The following is a 22,834-nucleotide window of genomic DNA, read 5'->3' as shown; positions in this document are numbered from 1 at the left end:
AGAACACATGAGCAAGAAAATCACTGTTACCGAAACCGCGCTGCGTGATGCCCACCAGTCTCTGCTGGCGACTCGGATGCGAACCGAAGATATGCTGCCGATCTGCCCGAAACTGGATAAGGTGGGCTTCTGGTCGCTGGAAGTCTGGGGTGGCGCAACCTTTGACGCATGTTTGCGGTTTTTGAAGGAAGACCCGTGGGAGCGTCTTCGTCAGTTGCGTAAAGCATTACCTAACACCCGTTTGCAGATGTTACTGCGAGGTCAGAACCTGCTGGGTTATCGTCATTACAGTGACGACGTAGTGGCGGCGTTCGTCAAACACTCTGCAGAAAACGGCATTGATGTTTTCCGCGTGTTTGATGCCATGAACGACGTGCGTAACCTGAAAACCGCTATCGAAGCGGTGAAGCTTTCTGGTAAACATGCACAGGGCACTATCTGTTACACCACCAGTCCAGTGCACACCACTGAGAAGTTTGTGCAACAGGCGCGTGAGATGGTGGCATTGGGTATCGATTCCATCGCGGTGAAGGATATGGCGGGCTTGTTGACCCCATATGCGACCGGCGAATTGGTCAAAGCCCTGAAAGACAATTTCGATCTGCCGGTATTCGTGCACTCTCATGATACTGCTGGTGTGGCAGCAATGTGTCAGCTGAAAGCGATTGAAAACGGCGCTGATAATATTGATACCGCTATCGGCAGTATGGCGTGGGGCACCAGTCATCCCGGCACAGAATCGATGGTGGCAGCATTGCGCGGCACTGAATACGACACAGGCTTGGATCTGGTAGCGTTGCAGGAAATCAGCAGCTACTTCTATGAAGTGCGTAAGAAATACCATCAGTTTGAAAGCGTATACACTGGCGTTGATACCCGCGTGCAGGTCAATCAGGTCCCAGGTGGCATGATGTCTAACTTGGCAAACCAGTTGAAAGAGCAGGGGGCATTGGATCGGATCAATGAAGTGTTTGCTGAGATCCCCAAAGTCCGTGAAGACTTAGGCTTTCCTCCACTGGTGACACCAACCTCACAGATTGTAGGTACCCAGGCGGTATTTAACGTGTTGGCTGGTGAGCGTTACAAGACCATCACCAATGAAGTGAAACTGTATCTGCAGGGGCGTTACGGTAAAGCACCGAGTGCCATCAATAAAGAGCTGCAACAGCGAGCCATTGGCAAGGAAGAGATCATCGATGTTCGTCCTGCAGACCTGTTGAAACCCGAGTTAGAAGGACTGCGGGCGGACGTGGGTTCGTTGGCCACCTCTGAGGAAGATGTGCTGACCTTTGCCATGTTCCCGGAAATTGGCCGTAAGTTCCTGCTGGAACGTGCTGAAGGCACATTGGAGCCCGAACCATTACTGCCGATTACCAACACCGCTGCCGGTGCTGTACCACAGACTGAAGGAATTCCGACCGAATTTGTTATCGATGTGCATGGCGAAACCTACCATATTGATATCACTGGTGTAGGCATTAAGAGTGCCAGCAAGCGTCATTTCTATATGTCGATTGATGGATTCCCTGAAGAAGTCGTCTTTGAACCATTAAACGAGCTGGTGGCTGACAATGGTAAGCGTAAGCAGGCGAGTGGTCCGGGTGATGTCACCACCACTATGCCAGGCAACATTGTGGACGTGCTGGTGAAGGTCGGTGATCAGGTTACTGTCGGTCAGGCATTGCTGGTCACTGAAGCGATGAAGATGGAATCTGAAGTGACTGCGCCAGTTGCCGGTGAAGTGAAAGCTATCTATGTGAAGAAGGGCGATCGTATCAATCCTGGTGAAGTACTGGTCGAAATCGTCGGCTAGTTTGCACGGCACTGACAAGCAATAGGGTCAGTGTCTGTGAGTCACAACAGCTTTATGAAGGCACTATCCCGTTATTTAGCGAGATGGTGCCTTTCTGTTATTGGCCTTGTGGTAGCGGTCGCATAGCGGCTGTGAGGATTTGGTACGCCGCATTAACCCGCGCGGTGTTGGGGTAGTATTTGTTGGCTAGGATCACTATGCCGGCGTGTTGGCTGGGAATAAACGCAACATAAGCACCAAAGCCGCCGGTTGAACCGGTTTTATTCACCCACACTTGCTGAGATTGTAAAGAGGGCGACAATGGGGTTATTGGGTGCGGTTGTAGTATGGTTTCTGCGGCATTTCCTTGCAGCAATGTCAGCAATGTCACTGGATAGGGATAAAGCTCCCATGCTAGCCCCTGGATGAGCGAGCTGGCCCGGTAGTAACCTGTCTTAGTGTTATTGAGTGCCGTCTGGATTTCGTGAGCCAGAGAGAGTTCTCCCATGTTGGCCTGAATATAACGCACCATATCCGCACTGGTAGATTTGATGCCATACGCTTCAGCATCAAGCACTCCTGGGTTGACTCTTACTGCCTTACCTTCGGCGTTGTAACCATAGGCGTACTGCGCCATTATATCTTTAGGAACGTCGATGTAACTGTTTGTCATGCCAACGTTTTTAAAAATATGCTGCACAACCAACTGTCGGTAATCCGCGTGTAAACTCAAGGCGCTGATATAACCAAAAAGTCCGATACTAGGGTTGGAATATTGTCTTTGGGTTGCTGCCGGGAATATGGGTTGCCAGTCATGGAAGTAAGCCAGCATCTGTTGCTGATTGGTCACGGTGTCGGGGAATTGCAGTGGTAGCCCACCGGCAGTATACGTCGCCAGGTCGATGAGCTTAGTATTGCCAATTACACTGCCACTGAGTTCTGGCAAATAACGGGACACTTTATCGTTGAACCATAGCCGCCCCTGTTGCTCGGCATAACAGGCGAGTGTAGCGGCAAAGGTCTTGCTCACTGAGCCCAATTCAAACAAGGTATTTTCGGTCACCGGTGTGTTACTTTGTTGGTCGGCTAAACCATAGCTGAAATAATGCACCGTCCCGTTAACCGTCAAGCCAAAAGCCATTCCGGGGATTTGGTATTGGTTCATCAACCATGCAGCTTGTGCGTCGACCACCGGTTTAATCGCGTCAATTGGGTGGGGTGTGGCAGCCGCAGAAATACTGACGCCGGTGAAAAGCAGAGAGAGCATCAGTGCTGACAGCAAAGTGGCGCGTTTCATCGATAGTTCCCTTGGCAGAAGCGGTAAGCGGCCGTGAGTGTCGAAATCTCATAGTACAAACTCCTGTTGTCAGCGCAAAGTTGCATTTAAACGGTAGAGCGTTAGCGCAGCTTCGCAACCATCAGCGTTCGTGATAGTGTCTGCGAATAACCTGAAACACAGGAGATTCATAGATGGATTTAGCATTACAGGGCAAGACCGTGATGGTCGCTGCGGCCAGTAAGGGAATAGGCTACGCCATTGCACTGCAGTGTGCGCGGGAGGGTGCTAACGTCTCTATAGCCAGTCGTGATCCCGTAGCGATCGCCGCTGCCGCAGAGCAGATTGCCGCGCAAACGGGGGCGCTGGTTAAAGGCTACAGTTTTGATGCCAAGGATGTTGCAAGCATTGATGCCTGGGTGCACGCCACGCTGGAAGATTTCGGGCCGGTATCGGGATTGGTAGTGAATGCGGGCGGGCCACCTCCTGGACAATTTGAACAGTTTAGTGACGATGATTGGCGGGCAGCTTTCGAGCTGACACTGATGAGTGCCGTGCGGCTAATTCGTGGTGTGTTGCCCTCCATGAAATCTTTGGGGGGCGGTTCGGTGGTGGCGGTGACTTCATCCTCGGTGAAAGAACCGATTGATATTCTGTTGCTATCCAACGTGATGCGCTCCGGCGTAACCTCACTGCTGAAAAGCCTGTCACAGCAGTACGCGCCGGACAATATTCGCTTCAACAACATGATGCCGGGCCTTATCAATACCGATCGCCTTACCGGGCTCAATATAAAGCGCGCACAAGTCCTGAATATCTCAGCCGACGAAGTGAGGCAGCAACAGGAAGCAGAACTGCCGATGCGTCGCTATGGAGAGCCGCAAGAATTTGCAAATGCTGCGGCATTTTTATTGTCGCCAGCGGCCAGTTATATCACGGGTGTCACTTTGGCCGTGGATGGCGGCAAGATAAAAACAGTGTGGTAATTTTTAGGGGTTTATTGTGAAACTTGCAATATTGCAAACAGACGTGCTACATCCAGAATTTTTGCAACAATATCATGGTTATGGATCGATGTTTCAGCAGATGTTCGCCAGCGCTGGCATTGCCGTCGAAAGTGAAATTTTCAGTGTGATTGAGGGCATTTACCCCCAGGAGCCAGAGGTGTTTGATGCCATGCTGGTTACGGGGTCGAAAGCCGATGCCTATAGCGAATTGCCGTGGATTAATACCTTGTCGGACTATTTGCGAAGCCGTTATGCCGCAGGACAAAAGCTGTTGGGGATCTGTTTCGGTCATCAACTGCTGGCGCATGCCTTGGGTGGCAAGGCTCAACGAGCAGAAAATGGCTGGGGTGTCGGGGTAATGGACTATCAGTGGTGCCATCGGCCGCAATGGCTGCATGCAAACACCAATGATTTCAAACTCATCTGCAGCCATCGCGATCAGGTCACGCAATTGCCTGAAGGCGCAACCTTACTGGCGAGTAACGATTTTTGCCCAATCGCGGCATTTAATATTGGCGATTTGGTCCTCACCTTTCAGGGGCATCCGGAATTTGTACCCGAGTATGGTAAAGCGCTGTTGGAAAAACGGCGGGTCGATATTGGTGAGCAAAAAACTGCACAGGCACTGATCAGCTATCAGCAGCCACATGATGGGCTGGCAATTGCTGCGGTGATGGCAGATTTTATTCTTGCTTGAGTGCTAACAGCAAAAAGGTCAGCACGATGCTGACCTATTTTGTCGATGTTGTCGGTTAGTTTTTTTGCTGTTCAGACTTGCTGCAGTTCGGCGCTACGATAATGATCCTGCATGGTATAAGAACGGGCATACAGGGCAAAAATCAGTGCTGCCAGCAGCGCAAATCCGGCGAAGAAAAACATCTGAAAGGCGGTAACACTGATACCGGTTTCTGCAATCTTGGCAGTGACGGCATCGCTTTTGACGCTGGCGTTGGCAAGCAATACCCACAGGTTGCCGACGGTTACCGACAGTGTCCAGAAACTCATGATGCTGCCTTTCATCGATTTCGGTGCCTGACTGTAAGCGAATTCCAGTCCGGTGGCTGATACCAGAACTTCTCCAAAGGTGAGCAACGCGTAGGGCAGTACCTGCCAGGTAATCGACATCACGTTGCCACCATCCATCGCTAATTGAATGGTGCCGATGACAATCCAAGATACACCAGAAAACGCAATACCGGCGCCCATTTTACGCAGGGCATTTAATTGCAATCCGGCGCGGTGCAGGAGTGGATATAGTACGAAATTGTTAAACGGGATAAACAGCATTACCAATAGCGGGTTTAGCGCTTGCATCATCGCCGGCTCGAACCACTCCGGTTTCGCCATATTGTTGGCCTGTAAGATCCAGGTCGAGGCCTTCTGATCAAACAGTGACCAAAAGGGCGTTACTAGCGCAAACAGGATCAGAATCCGAAATACGGCTTTTACACCATCAACCGATTCTGCGGGATGATGTTGCCGTGCCCGTTGCAGTTGCATTGAGGCCCCTACGCCAACAAATCCCATCAGCAGCACCAGCGCCAGACACAAGCTGGTAACCAATCCGAGCACGGCAAATTGGCTTAACGCGAATAATGCCAGCAGTATGCCGATGATGCTCAACCACAGACCTTTATTGGTCTGTCCCGGCTGTGGCGTCAGGATGGCGCTTTTGATCACTGGCAAAAAGCCGTGGGGATCATGGGCGTCCGGTTCAATATGGACATAACGCTTACGCGCATACCAGAAGAACACGGTGGCAATAAACATCAGTACCCCGGGGATGCCGAACGCCACTGATGGTCCCCAGAATTTCAGGATCAATGGCATCGATAACGAGGCGAAAAACGAACCAAAGTTAATGGTGAAATAAAACATGTCGAAGGCCTTTTGTGCCAATGACTTGTTATTTTGATCAAATTGATCGCCCATGAATGACGACACCAAGGGTTTAATACCGCCGGAGCCCAGGGCAATTAAAAACAACCCGGAATAAAAGCCGGTTTTGCTGGTTTCAAAAATGGCGAGGCAGGCGTGACCGATGACATAAACAATACTCAGCCACAGGATCGTATGGTATTTTCCAAAGAAACGGTCGGCGATCCAACCGCCTAACAACGGGAAGAAATACACGCCAATAACAAATGAGTGAAATACGTTTTTGGCTTCCCCCTGGCGCAGTTCTTCTGGTACTGACAGCAGCAAGGCCGTCATCAGAAAAGGGGTGAGAATATTGCGCATGCCGTAAAAACTGAAGCGCTCACAGGCTTCACTGGCAATGATAAACGGGATCTGGCGCGGCCAGCTTCCAGTGGAAGTCGATGCCATGGTTATCCTTGTCGTTATAGTTAGTGAGAGACAGGTGATACCCAGTCCACCCGGAATCGCTCATCTGCTCGATGGGCCGAGGCATCAATGCAAACGGCTTTTATAACCAGAGTTTCTGAAAATTAAATGAAAACGGTTGAGCACAAGGTAACACGCTATTTATCTCGCTTACCGCGATTACATTCATAACAAAGGATCTGCAGGTTATTGATATCCAGTGCCAGATCCGGATAACGGGAGCGCGGCAGAATATGATCCACTTCCACAGCAATGCCGTGTTCGGCAGCGCTGCGATGGCACAAAGCACAGCGGTGTTCGCGGCTATTCAATACTTGGTAACGTAAATCTTGCCACGCTCGCGACAGATAAAAGTTGGTTGAAGGTTTGGGGGCGTAGTCGCTGAGTTGTTCTATATCCTGAAACGCTTGATAGCCTGATGCCGCAGAGAAATAACTGGCACTGATATCTGCGTGCTGCTGATTTTTCAGCAGCCATTTATAGATGCCCCGTTTAGCGCTTTCTTCGCTTTGATAATGGCGGCTGCGGTGACTATCACCGATACGATAGGTGACCTGAAGGGTAAGCTGCATTTACACTCCCTGTTGATAAACGTCTCTGAACATCAACATAACATGCTGCGTCTTAGCGCGAAATCGCTATCAGCATAGCAGCCTAAGCATTTATCGTTGTTACAGTGTGTCCGATTCTGGGTTGCTTTCAGAAATCAACAATGAGCTGGTGGCTGCATGATGACAAATTGCCTCATCTTCCGATGACACGTTTTATGACAATTAAAAGGCTCATTTCTGTCATCGTTTGCCGTTATACTGTTCGCTCAAATTGACCTATCGTTCTGATAATCAGTTAATCAATATGAAAAAACATGTGATATCCCTGTGGGGATTTTTATCGGTAGCATTGCTATCCGTGGCTTTTTCCGCTGCTGCGGCCACTCCGAATACGGCAGAACCCACGGTGGTAATGATGTCGCTCGATGGATTCCGCTGGGATTACATTGAAAAATATCATGCGACAAATCTGGCGGCGATTGCTGCCAATGGTGTCCGAGCCGAACAGTTGCGTCCGGCATATCCAACTAAGACTTTTCCTAATCATCTGACCTTGATCACCGGCTTGTACCCGGTGCATCACGGCATTGTTGATAACCGTTTTTGTGATAAAGAGCGTCAGCAGTGCTACAAGATGGGGATGGGAAAAGAGGATTCCACCTGGTTGTCAGGGATCCCATTGTGGAACTTAGCCGAGATAAATGGGGTTAAAGCTGCCACCTATTTTTGGCCAGAGTCTGATGCCAGAATCAATGGTATGACACCCTCTTATTACTATCACTATTCGCAAAAGTCGGACTATCAGGCGCGAATCGACCAGATTATTGACTGGCTCAAATTACCGCCAGCCGCTCGTCCTCACTTTATCGCGGGATATTTCTCATTAGTGGATACGATGGGCCATGATTTTGGTCCTGACTCAGGACAAGTTGCACAAGCCGTTGCCAAAGTTGACACACTGATCGGCCGCTTGCGCGCTGGTATTAAGCAGCTTGATTATCCGGTAAATCTTATCGTGCTGGCAGATCATGGCATGACCGCTATTGATAACCAAAAAGCCTTTGATTATCGGCAATTGTCCATCGACGAACAAAAGTTTCAGGTCGTCAATGCTTCGACTCGGTTACTGCTTTACGCTAAACCCGCAGTAACTCAGCCAGATATCAGTGCGTTAAGGCAACAGCTGAAGCAGGTGGCTAATGGTCATTATCGGGTGTTGACCGAAGACTATTTGCAAGCTCGCCATTACACCGATAGTCCCCGCGTGGCGGACATTATTCTCGAAGTTGATGCCCCTAGCTATTTCACTGCCAAACCACTGGCTGAACGTCATGGCGGTGGTAATCATGGCTACAGCTACATCAAAGATATGGGCGCATTATTTGTTGCTGAAGGGCCCGCATTTAAGCAGGGGGTTATGTTACCTGCATTTGATAATGTCAGTGTCTATCCACTGGTGGCGCATATTTTAGGTTTACCGATTACCCATCCTGTCGATGGCACTATTACCCCGTTACTGCCGGCATTGAACCAGTAACTATTTTTGAAAGATAGAGATATGAGGAACTAATGAAAGCATTGATCTCCGTACTGCCGCTGGTATTCGTTGCGGCCACCTCCTTTGCTAAGACAACACCTGAAACTAGTGAGTTAGTTACCCAGAATACCCAGTCTGTCCTGTGGATGCAGAATGCCGGGGAATACCGAGCATTATGTTACCAGGCATACAATACAGCGCAGATGGCATTTGATGCGGCTAAAGCGACCCAGAAAGGGAAATTGGCGGTGATGGTCGATCTGGATGAAACCATGCTGGACAACTCTCCGTATGCGGCTTGGCAGATCCAACACCAGCAACCGTTTGCTTCAAGCAGTTGGGATAACTGGGTCAATGCCGTACAGACCCCGGCTTTGCATGGCGCTGTGGCTTTTGCCAAATATGTGACTGACAATGGTGGCACCATGTTTTACGTATCAAATCGCTCAGATCGCACTTTTGCAGCCACTAAAGCTAATCTGATTAAGGATGGTTTTCCGAATGTCAGTGATTTCACCCTGCGGCTGAAAAAGGACACTTCTGATAAAGCGCCACGGATGCAATCGATTGAGGCGGATGGTTATAAGGTTGTGCTGTTTCTGGGGGATAATCTGAATGATTTCCCAGAATTAAATACTTATCACAAATTGAATGCTGACCGTAATGCCGCCGTAGATGCCCATCAGCAACAGTTTGGCCGACACTTTATTTTGCTGCCAAATCCTTCCTATGGTGATTGGGAGCCCGGTTTGGGTAAAGGCTATTATCAATTGAGCGAACAGCAGAAAGCTCAATTGCGTAACGACAGTTTGAAACCGTGGAATGGGCAGTAAGCTCACCATTGAAGTAAGGTACAAACAACCCACCCCGGCAAAGCGCCGGGGTTTTGTTTAAAGTGTGCTAATCACTTTGCGGTGGGGGTTATTTTCAATGTGAGCCAAACCAGTCGGTGATCTGATGATGCACTGCGGTTTGCTACGAGACGGAATAACGGATCGGCTTTAGTCGGCCAGAATACACCACCATCAATCACCTTAAAGCCCTGTTTTGAGGGTAAGACGTAGTCGGCTCGTTCCTTCCAAGATGCGGTGTAGTATTTGGCGGCGGTTACTCCTGGGACATATTCTGCCCCCCCGTCACTTTGTGGCTCAAAGCTGCCATTAACTCTCGGGTGGTCCAATAGCTGACGCACTGCACCACTTTGTTCGGCCGTTTTATATGGCGCCGAGTTCATATCGCCTAACAGCACAAACCGCACATCATCAGGCAATGAGCGCTGATGACCATGATCGTCAACGATATAATCCGCCGTCTCGCCACCGGTCAGATAATCTGCCCATAAGCGGATTTCATCATGATTTCTATGGCCATTACGATCTTCAGGACCATCAAAAACTGGTGGCGTTGGATGGGCGGCTAAGATGTGCAGCCACTGGCCATTTACATTCACCGGTATGTCCCAATGCGATTTGGAGGATAAACGTAATGCTCGCCATTGTTCTTCGTTATACCAGTATTGACCCGTTGTCGGATCGACTGGACGTTGTGCGCCTGGCATGGCCGACCATTTCAACATCTGGAAGGTCCTGACGTTGGCACTATCTATTGGATAGCGTGACAGCAATACCATGCCATATTGGCCTGGATACCAGCCGAAACCCCAGGCATCGGCACCTTTGCCGGATGCTACTCCATCATGATCCAGATCGAATGGTGATGGTTCACCGGTGTTTACCGGCGCCAGGTAATAATAGGGGTAGTCAATGGCGGCCGCACCTTGATGTGGCTGATGCAGATAACGTTTGATAAAGGCTTCTACGCCTTGCTTCGGGTCGGGGATATAGTCAAATTCATTGAGTAAAACGATATCTGGACGCACTCGCTGCAGGATCTCAGCGATGTTGCAGATCTGCGCATTGTCATTAATTTGTAACAAAGTATTTAATGCGCCTGGCGTCGGTATTTTCTGCCCTTTAGCAAGATAATTGCCCCCCTCCATACTGACATTAAATGTGGCAACTTTAAGGGTGTTCAAATCGCCTGCCATCGCCATTCCTCCTTGAAAAAACATATAAAACAGACAGATATTTTTGAACACATTAATGGGGTGACAATTCATGCGCTCCTCGAAAGGCATTTTGTTGCAGAAATAGGCGTAACGTTAATTTGCCGGCTAAAAAATAAACAATTGTTTGTTTGTTGTGGGTGTGTTAAACAAAAGTGCAATGTTTTTATGCTATAAAACGCGCTCGTTGGACCAGTTTGGATCTGGCCAACGGTTGGTTAAGAAATTAACTGTTTCGGGAACGAACATCAAATAATAAAACTCAGGGGATCAAATGATGATTCAGGGATTTACCAAAAGCCGTCTGGCCCTCGCCATGGCATTGGCTCTCGGTGCGTCTACAATGGCCTTTGCTGCTGATACTACGTCTTCTATGCGTGGTGTTATCACTGGTCCAGATGGCAAACCAGCGCCAAACACTAAAATCACACTTATTCACCAACCTTCTGGCACAGTGACTGAAGTCACCACTAACGAAACCGGTACATTCAGTGCCTCAGGTTTGCGTGTTGGTGGCCCTTATGAAGTGATTGTGGATTCTGATGTTTACCAGGATGCTGTTAAGGAAGACATCTATCTGCAATTGGGTCAGACATACCGCTTTAATGAGCAACTGACTGCTAACCAGCAGAACGTAGAACGCATTACCGTGACTGGCAACCAGGTTGCTTACACTTCAAATGCAGGTAGTAACAGTACTTTTGGTGCCGATGCAATTAATAACGCACCATCATTCAACCGTGACCTGAAAGATATCATTCGTCAGAACCCCCTGGCGACCTCTTTGGGTGGCGATGATAACCCACTGAGTGTGGCTGGGCAGAATCCACGTTTTAACAGCATCAGTGTAGATGGTGTAGGTATCAACGACGATTTTGGTCTGAACTCTAACGGTTACCCGACTCAGCGTTCACCAATCTCTGTGGATGCCATTGATCAGCTTTCTATTGAAACCAATCCTTTTGACGCCAAGTACAACGGTTTTACCGGTGCGCATGTCAATGCCGTAACTAAGTCCGGTACTAACGAGTTCCATGGCGGCCTGTTCTATGAAAAAACCAATAGTTCATGGGCAGGTAAAGCTAAGAACCCATATACCAACAAAGAAGTGAAAGTTGAAGGTATCGACAGCGATTCTTACGGCTTTAACGTTGGTGGTCCGCTGATCAAAGATAAACTGTTTTTCTTTGTTAACTACGAAAATTACTCAACACCTGTCGTTGCAGATTGGGGTCCGTTAGACAGTGGTAAAGCTAACGAAACCGATATGACGGTGGCTACTTATGATGCCATTCGTGCGTTTGCAGAAGACACTTATGGTGTTGATATTGGCGATTGGAATGCCAGCAAAGATGAAGGTGATAAGAAGTATCTGGTTAAATTGGACTGGAACATCAATGATATTCACCGTGCGTCTTTCACTTATAACAAAGTAAAAAGTAACCAGTACAATAACCTGACTACAAGCAAGTCGGTCCTGAAGACATCTACCAACTGGTATAATGTGCAACAGGATATGGATTCATACTCACTGAAGCTGTTCTCTGACTGGACTTCTGATTTCAACACTGAAATGTCAGTGTCTTATAAAGACGTGCAAACTGGTCAGATCCCAGGTACATACGCTTACGGTACGGTCATCATTAACAATACCGCATATGTAAACGGTAAGGGCGATGGCGCTGGCATTCAGTTCGGCCCTGATGAATATCGTCATGCTAACCAGTTGGAAACCAAAACCTGGACTGTAAACCTGGACGGTGAATACCTGATGGGTGACCATAAGTTGGGATTCGGTGCTCAGTACGAAACTCTTGATGTTTACAACTTGTTCGTATCTGCTTCTTTAGGGGTGTGGACTTTTGATACCGTACAAGATTTTTACGACGGCAACGTTTACAGTTTCAAATATGGTAACGCAGTAACCAATAATGCTGCCGATGGCGCTGCAAACTTCACCATGGGTACTTATGCCGGTTATATTCAGGATGAATGGGCTCTCACTGACTCTATTGACCTGACTTATGGTGTGCGTTACGAGCAGATCTTCGCGAAAGATACTCCTAACTATAACGAAAATTTCTATGAACGTTATGGTTTCTCTAACCAGGAAAACCTGGATGGTAAAGACATTTGGTTGCCACGTTTAGGTTTGACCTGGTATGCCACTGATGCCTTGACTGTCCGCGGTGGTATTGGTCGTTTCTCTGGTGGCTCTCCTAACGTTTGGATCTCTAACTCCTTCAGTAAAGATGGCGTGACTGTTTCCAGTCTGACTGATTACAGTGGTAACACTGACGCTGATTTCACTTCAGTTGCTCAGAGTTATAAAGATCAGTTAAGTGCGGGCGATGGTGAAACTGATGCTATCGATCCAAACTTCAAGATCCCGTCAGTATGGCGTTCTAGTATTGGATATGATTACAAGTTTGATATCCCGAATTTAGGTGATAACTATACTTGGTCTGCAGAGTTCATCTATTCCAAGAACCAAGATGATGCTACTTGGATCGACTTGAACCGTTATGATACCGGAGAAACCACCTCCGATGGCCGTATCATCTACGATCAGGTTGATAGTTCTCATACATATGACATTCTGCTGACTAACGCTGATAAAGATGGCAACTCCAAGGTCTTCACTACCAGTCTGTCTAAGCAATGGGACAATGGTATTGATCTGAGCATGTCATATACTCACCAGAATATTACTGAAGGCAACTTTGGTACTAGTTCTCAGGCGTCATCTAACTGGAAATACAACCAAATTATTAACCGTAACGAAACTCAGCTCGGTACTGGTTACTATGAGGTTAAACACAGTTTCAAAGTTACTCTGGGATACACCCATGAGTTCTTCGAAGGTTATGCTTCTAAGTTCAATGCCTACTTTGAACGTCGTTCTGGCTTGCCATACACCTGGACGATGGGCGGCGCATATTATGGCATTGCTTCAGCAGAGCAGAATGCATATGCCATCGGTGATGAAAAAGGCGTATACGGCTACATGGCTCCGTATATTCCGACTGGTCCAGATGATCCAAACGTCACTTATGCTGATGGTTTAGATTATGAAACCTTTATGCAGAATTACGTAATCCCTGCTGGTTTGCAGAAATATGCAGGCGGTTATGTACCTAAGTCGTCCGATAGTACTCCATGGGTGACCACTATGGATGTATCGTTCCAGCAGGAAGTTCCTGGCTTTGCCAAAGACCAAAAGGGTACTTTCTACGTGACCATTCAGAATTTTGCGAACTTGCTGAACAAAGAATGGGGTCGCCAGGAATACGCGTCTTATAGTTCTAAGACGCTGATCAACGCGAACTATACTGCTGATGGTACATTGGTATATCACCCATACAGTAGCTTCACTACAGACAACAACTTCGATACTGCACAGTCTGTTTGGTACCTGAAAGTCGGTGTTAAATACACCTTCTAATTCAGTTGGTTGAATCTGAAAAAGCCCGGCATTTATTCGCCGGGCTTTTTTATGAGTTAATATTTCAAAATTATAAAGTAACTCGCTCGATTTTGGCCGGTAATCCCTGTCTTGCCGCTGAGTCACTGTGAATCGCCACTACTTAACTAGACGACTTTTAGCCTCATTTGGAATGGACCTCGTTCACTTCTAGCCGTGCGTTATTGCACTTGCCTACCGGTACCAGCTTACCGCTGTCAATATCCAGCACCAGAATTGGGTCTTCTTTGCCAAAAATCCTCTCCGCTAAAGGGTAAGCCGAGTTCGCTGGCGTGCAGGTACTCGCCGTAACGCGGATCCTGTCGATCGCTATGGATCAAGAAAGTTGTATTGCTGAAGCCTCGGTAACCCGCCACTTATGCCGCCATTGCCGATTGGTTAACTCAATCAGCTAATTGATTATCGGCTTTCAGGGGAATTCGCTTAGGCTGAGGTAATTGCACGGCGAGCTCTGGAATATGTAGCTGTGCGGCGATATAGCGAGTGAGCGCTGTTTCATCAATTTTACCATCGGCAGCTAAGTATTCATTTTGATGCTGGAACCACAGACTGGCAACTTGCAGCTGTTGCGGTGAATAAGGGACTTGCACTGCAGATGCTTGCCAATACACCCCATTAAAGGTTTTACCATCGTCGCCTTTACCGTCGGTATATAACACCACATCTGCCAGCTGGTAGCCTTTACCGGATAGGTTGCCGTTGGGTTCCAGAATTACATGTACCACAGTTGCATTACGGTTGATCGCCATAGTGCGTGCCACCTTAATTGCGGTACCCAGGTACTGTTCATAGCTATTAGCGTAACCAGAGGTGATCACGACCCGCAGCTGTGGCCGACCAGCGCTGCTATCAAGCTTTGAACTTAATACTTCATAAGACATGGCACGCCTGGCGAGGGCTGCGATTTGGCTTGGCCAGCTACGATTTAAATCTGTGGCGGGAGGCCGTTGAGCAACCGGCAGTATTGGCTGGCTGTTAGTTGCTTTAGGCGTTGCCGGGCGGAAATTGTCCTTGCTTGGTGTCGAGGTAAAGTACAGCACCAATACGACTGCAATGGTAATAAACACAATAATACTAACTTGTATTGCTCGCTTATCCTGCATGTTTACTCCCGAGCTAGCGCTGGCGCCACATTACGGCTGCTATCGGCAACGGCTGATTATTTTGTGCTACCTGTGTATAATCGCGCCCCTGCCTGACGAACCGGTTCGATCGCTGAACCGAGACTATGTCCTATAAAGTCTATTCATTTTATAGAGCAGTGTACGGCACCTTACAATGAAAGCAGTAATGACACCAGGTATTTGAGGAACTTTGATAAGTGACAGATTACTCGGCTAAAACAGTAGCGGAATTGGCGAATCATCGTCGTTTTTCGGTTGCCCCGATGCTGGATTGGACTGACCGGCACTATCGATATTTTGCCCGGCTGATGTCGTCGCAAGCCCTGTTGTATACCGAAATGGTCACCACTGGTGCCATCCTGTTCGGTAAGGGGGATTACTTGGCATATAACGAAGCCGAACATCCGTTGGCGTTGCAGTTAGGTGGCAGCGATCCACAAGCGCTGGCGCAATGCGCGCGTATTGCCGAAGAACGGGGCTATGATGAGGTGAATCTCAACGTTGGTTGTCCCTCTGACCGAGTGCAGAATGGTCGTTTTGGTGCCTGTTTGATGGCCGAACCATTGCTGGTGGCTGAATGTGTGCAAGCGATGCGGCAACAGGTCAGCATTCCGGTGACGGTGAAAACCCGCATCGGGATCGATGAACAGGATTCTTATCAATTTCTCACCGATTTTACTGGTCAGGTCAGCGACGCGGGCTGTGATACTTTTATCATCCATGCCCGCAAAGCCTGGTTGCAGGGGCTGAGTCCGAAAGAAAACCGGGAAATTCCACCGCTGGATTATCCGCGTGTGTATCAGCTCAAGTGCGATTTTCCAGCATTAAATATCAGTATTAATGGCGGTGTAAAAAGCTGGGACGATGTGACTGAACATCTGCAGCATCTCGATGGTGTCATGGTCGGACGCGAAGCCTATCAGAATCCCTATCTGTTAGCGGAAGTTGATCAACGACTGTTTGCGAGTAACAAAACGCCGTTGAGCCGTGATGAAGTTGTGGATGCGATATTGCCTTATGTTGCACAGCATTTGCAGTCTGGCGGTCGCCTTAACCATATCACCCGACACCTCACCGGACTTTATCAGGGCGTGGCGGGCGGACGCAGTTGGCGCCGCTATCTTAGTGAAAACGCACATAAACCTGACGCTGGCATCGAAGTCCTATTGGCTGCCAGAGATAGTGTTTATCAACGTTAAAGGCAAAATTTGGCGAAAAATGCTACAAATCTGGTAATTTTCGCCATTCTCTTCTTTTTCCTCATCTTCAGCTGTTATTTTTAGTTATATATTAAAAATAAAACTGTTAATAAACATATTGTTATCTGTTAATTATCAAGTTGGCACACAGCTTGAATTATCCTTTGCGAACGCTGAAACAATTCAGCTTAACTGGAAAAGGATGACAATCATGAAACGCTTAACTTCTACATTTGCAGTAAGTGCTATCTTGGCAGGAAGCTTGTTGTGTGGCACCGCCATGGCAGATGACACGCTGCCGAATCGTAATTCCGTATTAACTGCCGTAAGCACCACGTTGGCGGTTCAGGCTCAGGAGATGTTGCACAGTGCTAAGGCAGAAATCATGGCGTCTTTGCAACGTGATTTGAGTACCAGCATTGCGGCAGTATCCAGTGAACTGGTGCAGGAAACCACTGATGCCATCGCTGAAACTCCGGTGAATACTGTGGTGGTCGCTGAGGTTAACAGCGGTAAGTAATTATCAACAGAGACGGCTTTCGGAGTAACGAATGAAATTGGAACAACGTATGCGTAATCCCAGCAAGTGGTTGGGTGGTCTTTGTGGGCAGTTAGCCAGTGATCTTGGATGGTCTGTATTCTGGCTGCGGCTTAGCTGGGTGGTGATGACCTTACTATCACCACTGTGGGGTGTTGGTCTGTACGTCGTCGGTAGCGTGTTTTATCCTAAATTAAGGGCGTAATTATGTTGAAATATCGACGTTATCGACGGCGACCGCAAATACTGGTATGGGCATTTGTCGGACTCCTGATCATTGTTGCGATTAGCGTGGGGCACAGTGGTGTCATGCTATTAGCTCATCCTTCAGAATTTTTCTGGCTCGACGATGGGATATGGAGTTTGTTGTTGGCCGGACTGACAGGGCTAATGATGTTGTTATGGGTGACGGCAGCATTCAGCATGATGGCTTTAGTCGTCGTTGCCTGTAGTGGCGCGGCCATAGTAATGCTGCTAAGTGGCTTCTCCTTATTATGGCCGGTGCTATTGCTATTCCTCGTGATTTGGGGTGTCGGTAAAACTTTGCAAAATGAGTTACAGGACTGACTTGACGGTTTTTTTACCAAGAATTGCCAAGTCAGTCCTGTGGATAGCTAACGCTGCAGGAATTTTAAGAAGATTTCCCGTGCTTGCGGACTCTGAAGTCGATCGGCAAAGTAACTTAGTTCCAGCTGCATCTGTTGTTGCAGTGATTGCTTTCCGACGCGCATTAGCGCTTTAGTTTGTTGCACTGCCAGAGGCGATTTGGCTGCAATAGCGCACGTCTGATTAAGTGCAAATTCATACAGTTCCGTAGCACTACAGACTCGATTCACCAACCCATAATGGCTTGCGACGGTGGCATCAAATGTCTCGCCCAACAATAGCAGTTCAGCGGCTTTTTGATAACCGACCAGGCGCGGTAATAACAGGCTGGCCCCAGCTTCAGGAACCAGCGCCAAATCGACAAAAGGCATTTTAAAACGTGCGGTTTCGTCGGCGTATACCAAATCACAATGTAGTAGCAAAGTCGTACCGATCCCGACCGCTACACCGCTGACTGCGGCAACTAGCGGTTTTTTTAGTTCTGTCAGACAATAAAGGAAACGAACGGCTGGATGTTCTGGTCCAAGATCAGGATGTTGCAGAAATTCCGCCACATCGTTACCTGAAGTGAAACAATCATGGCTACCACATAACAGGAATGCGTGGATGCCGTTGTCGGCGTCACCTTGGATCAGGTATTCTGTGAGCTGCCGGTACATAGCGAGGTCAATGGCGTTACGTTTGTCCGGGCGATTGAATTTAAGTACCCGTACTCCCTGCGTGTCGTGAACCTGAATTGTGGTCATGCTATCAGCCCCAATATTGGTGTGTCTGATTGGCAGTGTAAGACAAGCAATGCCAGATTCAAACAGTTGTTTGAGTTATATTATAAGGGTGTTGACTGGTCATGCACATTCCGGGGCCATTATTGCGTTATCCCGCAATACCCTTGTGCCACCAAAAGGAGAAAGCAAAGGATGCAAGCAAAATGGAAATATGCCACCGGCGTGGTGGCATTGGTAGCCGTCATCTTGTACGCGATAAGTGTCTGGTGGAGCGTTGAGCCAGATGTGCTGGAACCGCAGATGCTGAATGACAGTAAGGGGCAGCCAGTGATTGGTTATGCAACCACAACCGCGCTGATCGACACCATTGATACCTTACTCGATAAACCGGGTGGCTGGTTATCAAACGATGTGATGCCGCCATCGGTCATGATGGATAATATGCCGGCCTTTGAATTCGGCGCTTTGGAACAGATCCGCGATCTGGCGCTAGTGATGCGTAAAGAATTCAGCCGTTCCCAATCCCAATCAACCGCTGATAAAGACCTGCTCGAAGCCCATTCTAAGCTCAATATCGACCATACCAGCTGGTTAGTGCCGAGTGCTGAAAGTGAATACCGCGATGCGGTTAAACTGCTGAAACTGTATCGCGCTAGAATGGCGGACCCGCAGAATAATGACGCACAGTTTTATGCTCGGGCGGATAACCTCAATGAATGGTTGAAAGAGGTGCAAAAGCGCCTGGGCAGTTTGTCACAGCAATTGTCAGCCAGCGTCGGTCAGGAGCGTTTAAATACTGATTTGGCAGGTGATAGTGCCGCTCGGCAATCAACACCCTCTCACTCCAGTATCGAGGTTAAAACCAGCTGGTGGCAGATCGATGATGTGTTTTACGAAGCCCGTGGCTCTACCTGGGCGCTACTGAATTTTATGAAAGCCATTCAAGTGGACTTCGCTGATGTGTTGAAGAAGAAAAATGCTGAAGTTAGCTTGAGACAGATTATCCGTGAGTTGGAATCGACTCAGCAAACCGTGTGGAGCCCGATTATTCTCAACGGCTCAGGTTTCGGATTTGTGGCCAATCATTCACTGGTAATGGCCAATTACGTATCCCGCGCAAATGCGGCGGTAATTGATTTAACCAATCTACTATCACAAGGTTAAGTAATGAAAAAAACATTAATGGCTATGATCGTGCTGTCCTCTATGACAGCGGTATCCGCGCAGGCAGCCACAGTTCTGGGGTTTAAAGTCGGTGGTGATTTCTGGAATGCTGACGCCAGCGGTACCTTTGCTGAGAAGGGACAGGCGCAACAGGAATTTGGCTACGATTCTTCATCGCGTTATAGCTTGTGGTTGAATCTGGAGCATCCGATCCCGTTTTTGCCGAATTTAAAGATCCGCGAAAACCATCTGGAAGAAGATGGCAGTTTGTCTGCTGACAGTATGTCGTTTTCCGGGCTCACTTTTAATGGTGATACCAATGCCAATATCGATCTCGGTAATACAGATTTCATTGGTTACTATGAACTGCTAGATAACGATATTTTGTCTCTGGATGTTGGTGCTGCATATAAGAAGTTTGATGGTTCGTTTCGGGTTTATCAGGCCAGTAAGTCAACCACCATTGAGTTAACTAAAGGGGTGTTTATGGGGTATGCCAATGCGGAAGTGGGCGTGCCCGGAACCGGTCTGTTTGCATACGCAGATGTTCTGGCCGGCATCGATGAGTCGAGTGTTTATGATTATCAGGTCGGTCTGGGCTGGCAGTTTGATGGTGTTGCTTTAGACACCCGTATCCATGCCGGTTACCGTAACTTCAAATTTGATGTGGATGACTTTGATGGTGTGACTGCCAATATGAAATTTGATGGCGTGTTCGCCGGTGTTGAATTAGTTTTCTAAGTTAATTGGTAAACGGCATAAAAAAACCGCCAAACGGCGGTTTTTTTATGTGTGCGAGCGCTTAAGGCTGCTGACGATTATCGGCCGTCAGCCCCTTATTAATGGCCATCACATCATCTTCGGTCAGCGTACCGGCAGCTTGTTTCAATGCCAGAATGGAGTTGATATAGCTGTAGCGCGCATCAGATAACTGACGTTTGGAATTATATAAGTTGTAGGTGCTATTGAGCACATCAACAATGGTACGCGTACCCACTTCAAACCCTGCCTGAGTGGCTTTCAGTGCACTTTCAGAAGAAACAACTGACTGCTCATAGGCTTTGATAGAACTAATAGACGCGTTGACGTTGTTGAAGTCGCTGCGAATATTTTTCACAACCAGACGGTAGTTCTGTTCCAGTAACTGATTGGCCTGAACATAAGCATATTGTGCCTGTTTTACCTGAGAGGTTACTTTGAAACCTTCAAAGATAGGAACACTCATGGTGATGCCGACACTTTTGTTGTCATAGTCGGGAATATCATTTCCATAAGTCTGGGCATCGTAGGCCTTGGTGTATCCAGCATCCAAGCTTAACGATGGGTAATGTCCGGCTTTATAGTAGGTAATGGTTTCTTTGGCGATATCTTTACCTAAACGATAACTCAACAGCGACAAACTATTTTGTTCTGCCAGATTTTGCCATTGCTGAGGAGTCGCCGGCGTCGGCATTGAGGCCGAGAAACGGTCAGTATCCAGTACTTTAAGATCAGTATGATCAACCCCTGTGATTTCGCGTAATGCCTCATAGCTGTTTGTCAGGCTATTCTGAGCGGTAATCACCGCCGCATTGGCCAGATCGTACTGCGCCTGAGCTTCATGCACATCGGTAATTGCGGTTAAGCCGACGGCAAAACGCTGTTTGGTCTGCTCTAACTGGCGTTCAATAGCGGTGCGCTCAGCGATTTGATACTCATAGGTATCTTTGGCTGACAACACGTCAAAATAGGCGGAAGTGACGCGGATGATCAGACTCTGCAAAGAAGCGGCATAGTCAGCATCGGCCTGCGCGGCAGTTTTCTCTGCCAGAGACAATCCCACCCAAACAGAATGATCGTAGATACTCTGACTGAGGGACAAGGTGCCAGTAAGACCGCGACTGTTGCCACTATAGCTATTCCAGGCTTTGCTATAGCCAATCTGCCCACTAATTGTTGGCAGCAATGAGGCGCGATTGACCTCAATCGCTTCATAAAGCTGATCACGTTGTGCTTTGGCCTGCAGAACGACAGGGTCACTCTTGAGAGCTTGCTGGTAAATCTGAAGCAAATCGTCGGCGTGAGCAGCATGAGCTGAAGCAGCGAGCGTTAACGCCGCGCATAAAGTGCGGATCTTGAATTTCATTAGCTGTCCTTATAGACAAACACCCTGTACAGGTGGTTTAACTTCGTTAGACTGTTAATGCCTTAAAAAGGCGGTTTGCGCTTCCCGACGCTTCCCGATACAGCAAAACTTGTTGGCCGAAATACTAAAAACCATCTGATTTCCAGTCAACTCCGAAGTGTAACAGATTTTATTAATTAATGATGCCGCTTAATTGTGACGAAAACCTCGCGGTAAGCTGGAGCTCAGTTATGGCAGAGATGGGACGAAAATGAAACCTGAAAAATTCTCCAAGAACGATATTGAGATTTTAGGCAAAAGAACACTTTATTCTGGCTTCTTTTCTATGGAAGAATACCGCTTCCGTCATCGTTTGTTTGCTGGTGGCTGGAGTGGTGAGGTGCGTCGCGAAATTTTCGAGCGTGGTCATGCCGTTGTGGTACTGCCCTATGATCCCGTCTTGGATCAGGTAGTGTTAATCGAGCAATTACGTTTTCCGGCAGTAATGACCAGTGATTCTCCGTGGTTGCTGGAACTTGTGGCCGGTATGATCGACAGTGATGAGACACCTGAGCAAGTGGCGCGGCGAGAGTTGATGGAAGAAAGCGGTCTTACCGCGCGCAGTCTGCATGCCATCAGCAGTTATCTGTCGAGTCCCGGCGGCAGTACGGAACGATTTTACTTTTATTGGGCGGCAGTAGATGCCAGTGTCGCTGGCGGAATCCACGGGCTTGCTGCCGAACATGAAGATATCCGGGTTGTGGTGTTACCACGCCAACAAGCCTATGAAATGACAACTGATGGCCGCATCGACAACGTGTCGACCGCTTTGGGTCTGCAATGGTTACAACTTAACTACCAACAATTGATGGCTAGGGATGCAGAAAGCAAAAGATAAATACCAACCTGATGTCAGCCGATTTCTCGCATTATGTGGTCGGAATTATGCCCATATCGTGCGCTGGTTGCCGGAGTCTTGTGCCACTGGTGAGCAGTGGCAAGTCGAGGGCAGCTTCGGTTGCCTGGAGGTCAGTATTCTTGAAAATACGCCTTATACTCAAGTGGTTAGTATTGCCCGTCCGATGGGGCTGGATGGCGTAGTGCCGGTTCCTTGTGTGACGGTGAGAGTCTATCATGATGCTAAATTAGCAGAAGTGTTAAGCAGTCAACAGATTTCCCGATTACAGGCGGTGTATGATTATCCGAACCTGCATATGCATCATCGGAATGAAAAATATCAGGTTAACGCCTTTCTGGAGGAGTTGTTGAAAATCGACTGTCGTGCGCGCCTTGTTTGTCAGTCATAGTATTGGGTA

Annotated in this window: 21 protein-coding genes; 14 read left to right on the top strand and 7 right to left on the bottom strand. The window is 48.1% G+C overall.

Translation table 11 applies throughout. From position 1 onward, the window contains the following. The first annotated feature begins 7 nt into the window (after positions 1 to 7). Positions 8 to 1,813 (top strand): sodium-extruding oxaloacetate decarboxylase subunit alpha, encoded by a 1,806-nt coding sequence (gene oadA / locus KDN34_RS14685; protein ID WP_212594455.1) that lies wholly within the window; start codon positions 8 to 10, stop codon positions 1,811 to 1,813. 97 nt (positions 1,814 to 1,910) lie between these two features. On the opposite strand, the gene ampC is transcribed toward oadA, so the two are convergent. After that, a complete protein-coding gene (gene ampC, locus KDN34_RS14680) occupies positions 1,911 to 3,089 on the bottom strand; it encodes a class C beta-lactamase (protein WP_212594454.1) in 1,179 nt (392 codons plus the stop codon). A 173-nt stretch (positions 3,090 to 3,262) separates the two neighbouring features. Here ampC and KDN34_RS14675 point away from each other — a divergent pair, with 173 nt between their 5' ends. Both KDN34_RS14675 and KDN34_RS14670 read left to right on the top strand, forming a co-directional pair. Next, positions 3,263 to 4,054 (top strand): SDR family oxidoreductase, encoded by a 792-nt coding sequence (locus KDN34_RS14675; RefSeq protein ID WP_212594453.1) that lies wholly within the window; start codon positions 3,263 to 3,265, stop codon positions 4,052 to 4,054. Positions 4,055 to 4,070: 16 nt separating this feature from the next. Beyond that, the gene (locus KDN34_RS14670) at positions 4,071 to 4,772 is read left to right on the top strand and encodes an amidotransferase (RefSeq protein WP_212594452.1); all 702 of its coding nucleotides are present in this window, start codon (positions 4,071 to 4,073) and stop codon (positions 4,770 to 4,772) included. A 71-nt stretch (positions 4,773 to 4,843) separates the two neighbouring features. Here the strand turns inward: KDN34_RS14670 and KDN34_RS14665 are convergent, their stop codons facing one another. Further along, entirely contained in the window at positions 4,844 to 6,403 is a 1,560-nt protein-coding gene (locus KDN34_RS14665) for a POT-type proton-dependent oligopeptide transporter (RefSeq protein WP_212594451.1), read from the bottom strand. A 155-nt stretch (positions 6,404 to 6,558) separates the two neighbouring features. Further along, positions 6,559 to 6,993 (bottom strand): HNH endonuclease, encoded by a 435-nt coding sequence (locus tag KDN34_RS14660; RefSeq protein ID WP_212594450.1) that lies wholly within the window; start codon positions 6,991 to 6,993, stop codon positions 6,559 to 6,561. A gap of 283 nt (positions 6,994 to 7,276) precedes the next feature. On the opposite strand from KDN34_RS14660, the gene KDN34_RS14655 reads away from it, so the two are divergent. Both KDN34_RS14655 and KDN34_RS14650 read left to right on the top strand, forming a co-directional pair. Next, positions 7,277 to 8,509 carry an alkaline phosphatase family protein gene (locus KDN34_RS14655; RefSeq protein WP_212594449.1) on the top strand — a complete coding sequence of 411 codons (1,233 nt, stop codon included), beginning with the start codon at positions 7,277 to 7,279 and terminating at the stop codon, positions 8,507 to 8,509. A 32-nt stretch (positions 8,510 to 8,541) separates the two neighbouring features. Next, positions 8,542 to 9,342 carry a 5'-nucleotidase, lipoprotein e(P4) family gene (locus KDN34_RS14650; RefSeq protein WP_212594448.1) on the top strand — a complete coding sequence of 267 codons (801 nt, stop codon included), beginning with the start codon at positions 8,542 to 8,544 and terminating at the stop codon, positions 9,340 to 9,342. 71 nt (positions 9,343 to 9,413) lie between these two features. Here the strand turns inward: KDN34_RS14650 and KDN34_RS14645 are convergent, their stop codons facing one another. Further along, positions 9,414 to 10,556, bottom strand: coding sequence for an endonuclease/exonuclease/phosphatase family protein (locus KDN34_RS14645; protein ID WP_228730356.1), 1,143 nt, complete (start codon positions 10,554 to 10,556; stop codon positions 9,414 to 9,416). 292 nt (positions 10,557 to 10,848) lie between these two features. Here KDN34_RS14645 and KDN34_RS14640 point away from each other — a divergent pair, with 292 nt between their 5' ends. Continuing rightward, complete coding sequence (locus KDN34_RS14640; RefSeq protein ID WP_212594447.1) at positions 10,849 to 14,019, top strand: TonB-dependent receptor; 3,171 nt, start codon at positions 10,849 to 10,851, stop codon at positions 14,017 to 14,019. Positions 14,020 to 14,441: 422 nt separating this feature from the next. Here the strand turns inward: KDN34_RS14640 and KDN34_RS14635 are convergent, their stop codons facing one another. After that, positions 14,442 to 15,161, bottom strand: a complete 720-nt coding sequence (locus KDN34_RS14635) for a DUF4875 domain-containing protein (protein ID WP_212594446.1) — start codon at positions 15,159 to 15,161, stop codon at positions 14,442 to 14,444. Positions 15,162 to 15,379: 218 nt separating this feature from the next. Here KDN34_RS14635 and dusA point away from each other — a divergent pair, with 218 nt between their 5' ends. From dusA to KDN34_RS14615, 4 genes are all read left to right on the top strand, one after another. Beyond that, entirely contained in the window at positions 15,380 to 16,381 is a 1,002-nt protein-coding gene (gene dusA / locus KDN34_RS14630; RefSeq protein WP_228730355.1) for a tRNA dihydrouridine(20/20a) synthase DusA, read from the top strand. Between the two features lie 211 nt (positions 16,382 to 16,592). Continuing rightward, positions 16,593 to 16,901, top strand: coding sequence for a hypothetical protein (locus KDN34_RS14625; RefSeq protein WP_212594445.1), 309 nt, complete (start codon positions 16,593 to 16,595; stop codon positions 16,899 to 16,901). Between the two features lie 31 nt (positions 16,902 to 16,932). Next, positions 16,933 to 17,124 (top strand): PspC domain-containing protein, encoded by a 192-nt coding sequence (locus KDN34_RS14620; RefSeq protein WP_212594444.1) that lies wholly within the window; start codon positions 16,933 to 16,935, stop codon positions 17,122 to 17,124. Between the two features lie 2 nt (positions 17,125 to 17,126). Beyond that, a complete protein-coding gene (locus KDN34_RS14615) occupies positions 17,127 to 17,486 on the top strand; it encodes a hypothetical protein (RefSeq protein WP_212594443.1) in 360 nt (119 codons plus the stop codon). Positions 17,487 to 17,533: 47 nt separating this feature from the next. Here KDN34_RS14615 and KDN34_RS14610 read toward each other — a convergent pair whose 3' ends face one another. Next, positions 17,534 to 18,271 carry an enoyl-CoA hydratase gene (locus KDN34_RS14610; RefSeq protein ID WP_212594442.1) on the bottom strand — a complete coding sequence of 246 codons (738 nt, stop codon included), beginning with the start codon at positions 18,269 to 18,271 and terminating at the stop codon, positions 17,534 to 17,536. A gap of 171 nt (positions 18,272 to 18,442) precedes the next feature. Here KDN34_RS14610 and KDN34_RS14605 point away from each other — a divergent pair, with 171 nt between their 5' ends. Both KDN34_RS14605 and KDN34_RS14600 read left to right on the top strand, forming a co-directional pair. Beyond that, the gene (locus KDN34_RS14605; RefSeq protein ID WP_212594441.1) at positions 18,443 to 19,414 is read left to right on the top strand and encodes a DUF2333 family protein; all 972 of its coding nucleotides are present in this window, start codon (positions 18,443 to 18,445) and stop codon (positions 19,412 to 19,414) included. A 3-nt stretch (positions 19,415 to 19,417) separates the two neighbouring features. Further along, positions 19,418 to 20,155, top strand: a complete 738-nt coding sequence (locus tag KDN34_RS14600) for a TIGR04219 family outer membrane beta-barrel protein (protein ID WP_212594440.1) — start codon at positions 19,418 to 19,420, stop codon at positions 20,153 to 20,155. A 61-nt stretch (positions 20,156 to 20,216) separates the two neighbouring features. Here the strand turns inward: KDN34_RS14600 and tolC are convergent, their stop codons facing one another. Next, complete coding sequence (gene tolC / locus KDN34_RS14595) at positions 20,217 to 21,539, bottom strand: outer membrane channel protein TolC (RefSeq protein ID WP_212594439.1); 1,323 nt, start codon at positions 21,537 to 21,539, stop codon at positions 20,217 to 20,219. Positions 21,540 to 21,789: 250 nt separating this feature from the next. Here tolC and nudF point away from each other — a divergent pair, with 250 nt between their 5' ends. Both nudF and KDN34_RS14585 read left to right on the top strand, forming a co-directional pair. After that, the gene (gene nudF, locus KDN34_RS14590) at positions 21,790 to 22,416 is read left to right on the top strand and encodes an ADP-ribose diphosphatase (RefSeq protein ID WP_212594438.1); all 627 of its coding nucleotides are present in this window, start codon (positions 21,790 to 21,792) and stop codon (positions 22,414 to 22,416) included. Next, positions 22,397 to 22,825: a DUF1249 domain-containing protein gene (locus tag KDN34_RS14585; protein ID WP_212594437.1), complete on the top strand. Its 429-nt coding sequence runs from the start codon at positions 22,397 to 22,399 to the stop codon at positions 22,823 to 22,825. Before nudF ends, KDN34_RS14585 begins: the two co-directional genes overlap by 20 nt. Positions 22,826 to 22,834 lie beyond the last annotated feature (9 nt).

Source organism: Shewanella yunxiaonensis, assembly GCF_018223345.1.
GTDB classification, from domain to species: domain Bacteria; phylum Pseudomonadota; class Gammaproteobacteria; order Enterobacterales; family Shewanellaceae; genus Shewanella; species Shewanella yunxiaonensis.
Note: the sequence above shows the minus strand (reverse complement) of the source record. Positions and strands in the feature narration are given on the sequence as shown.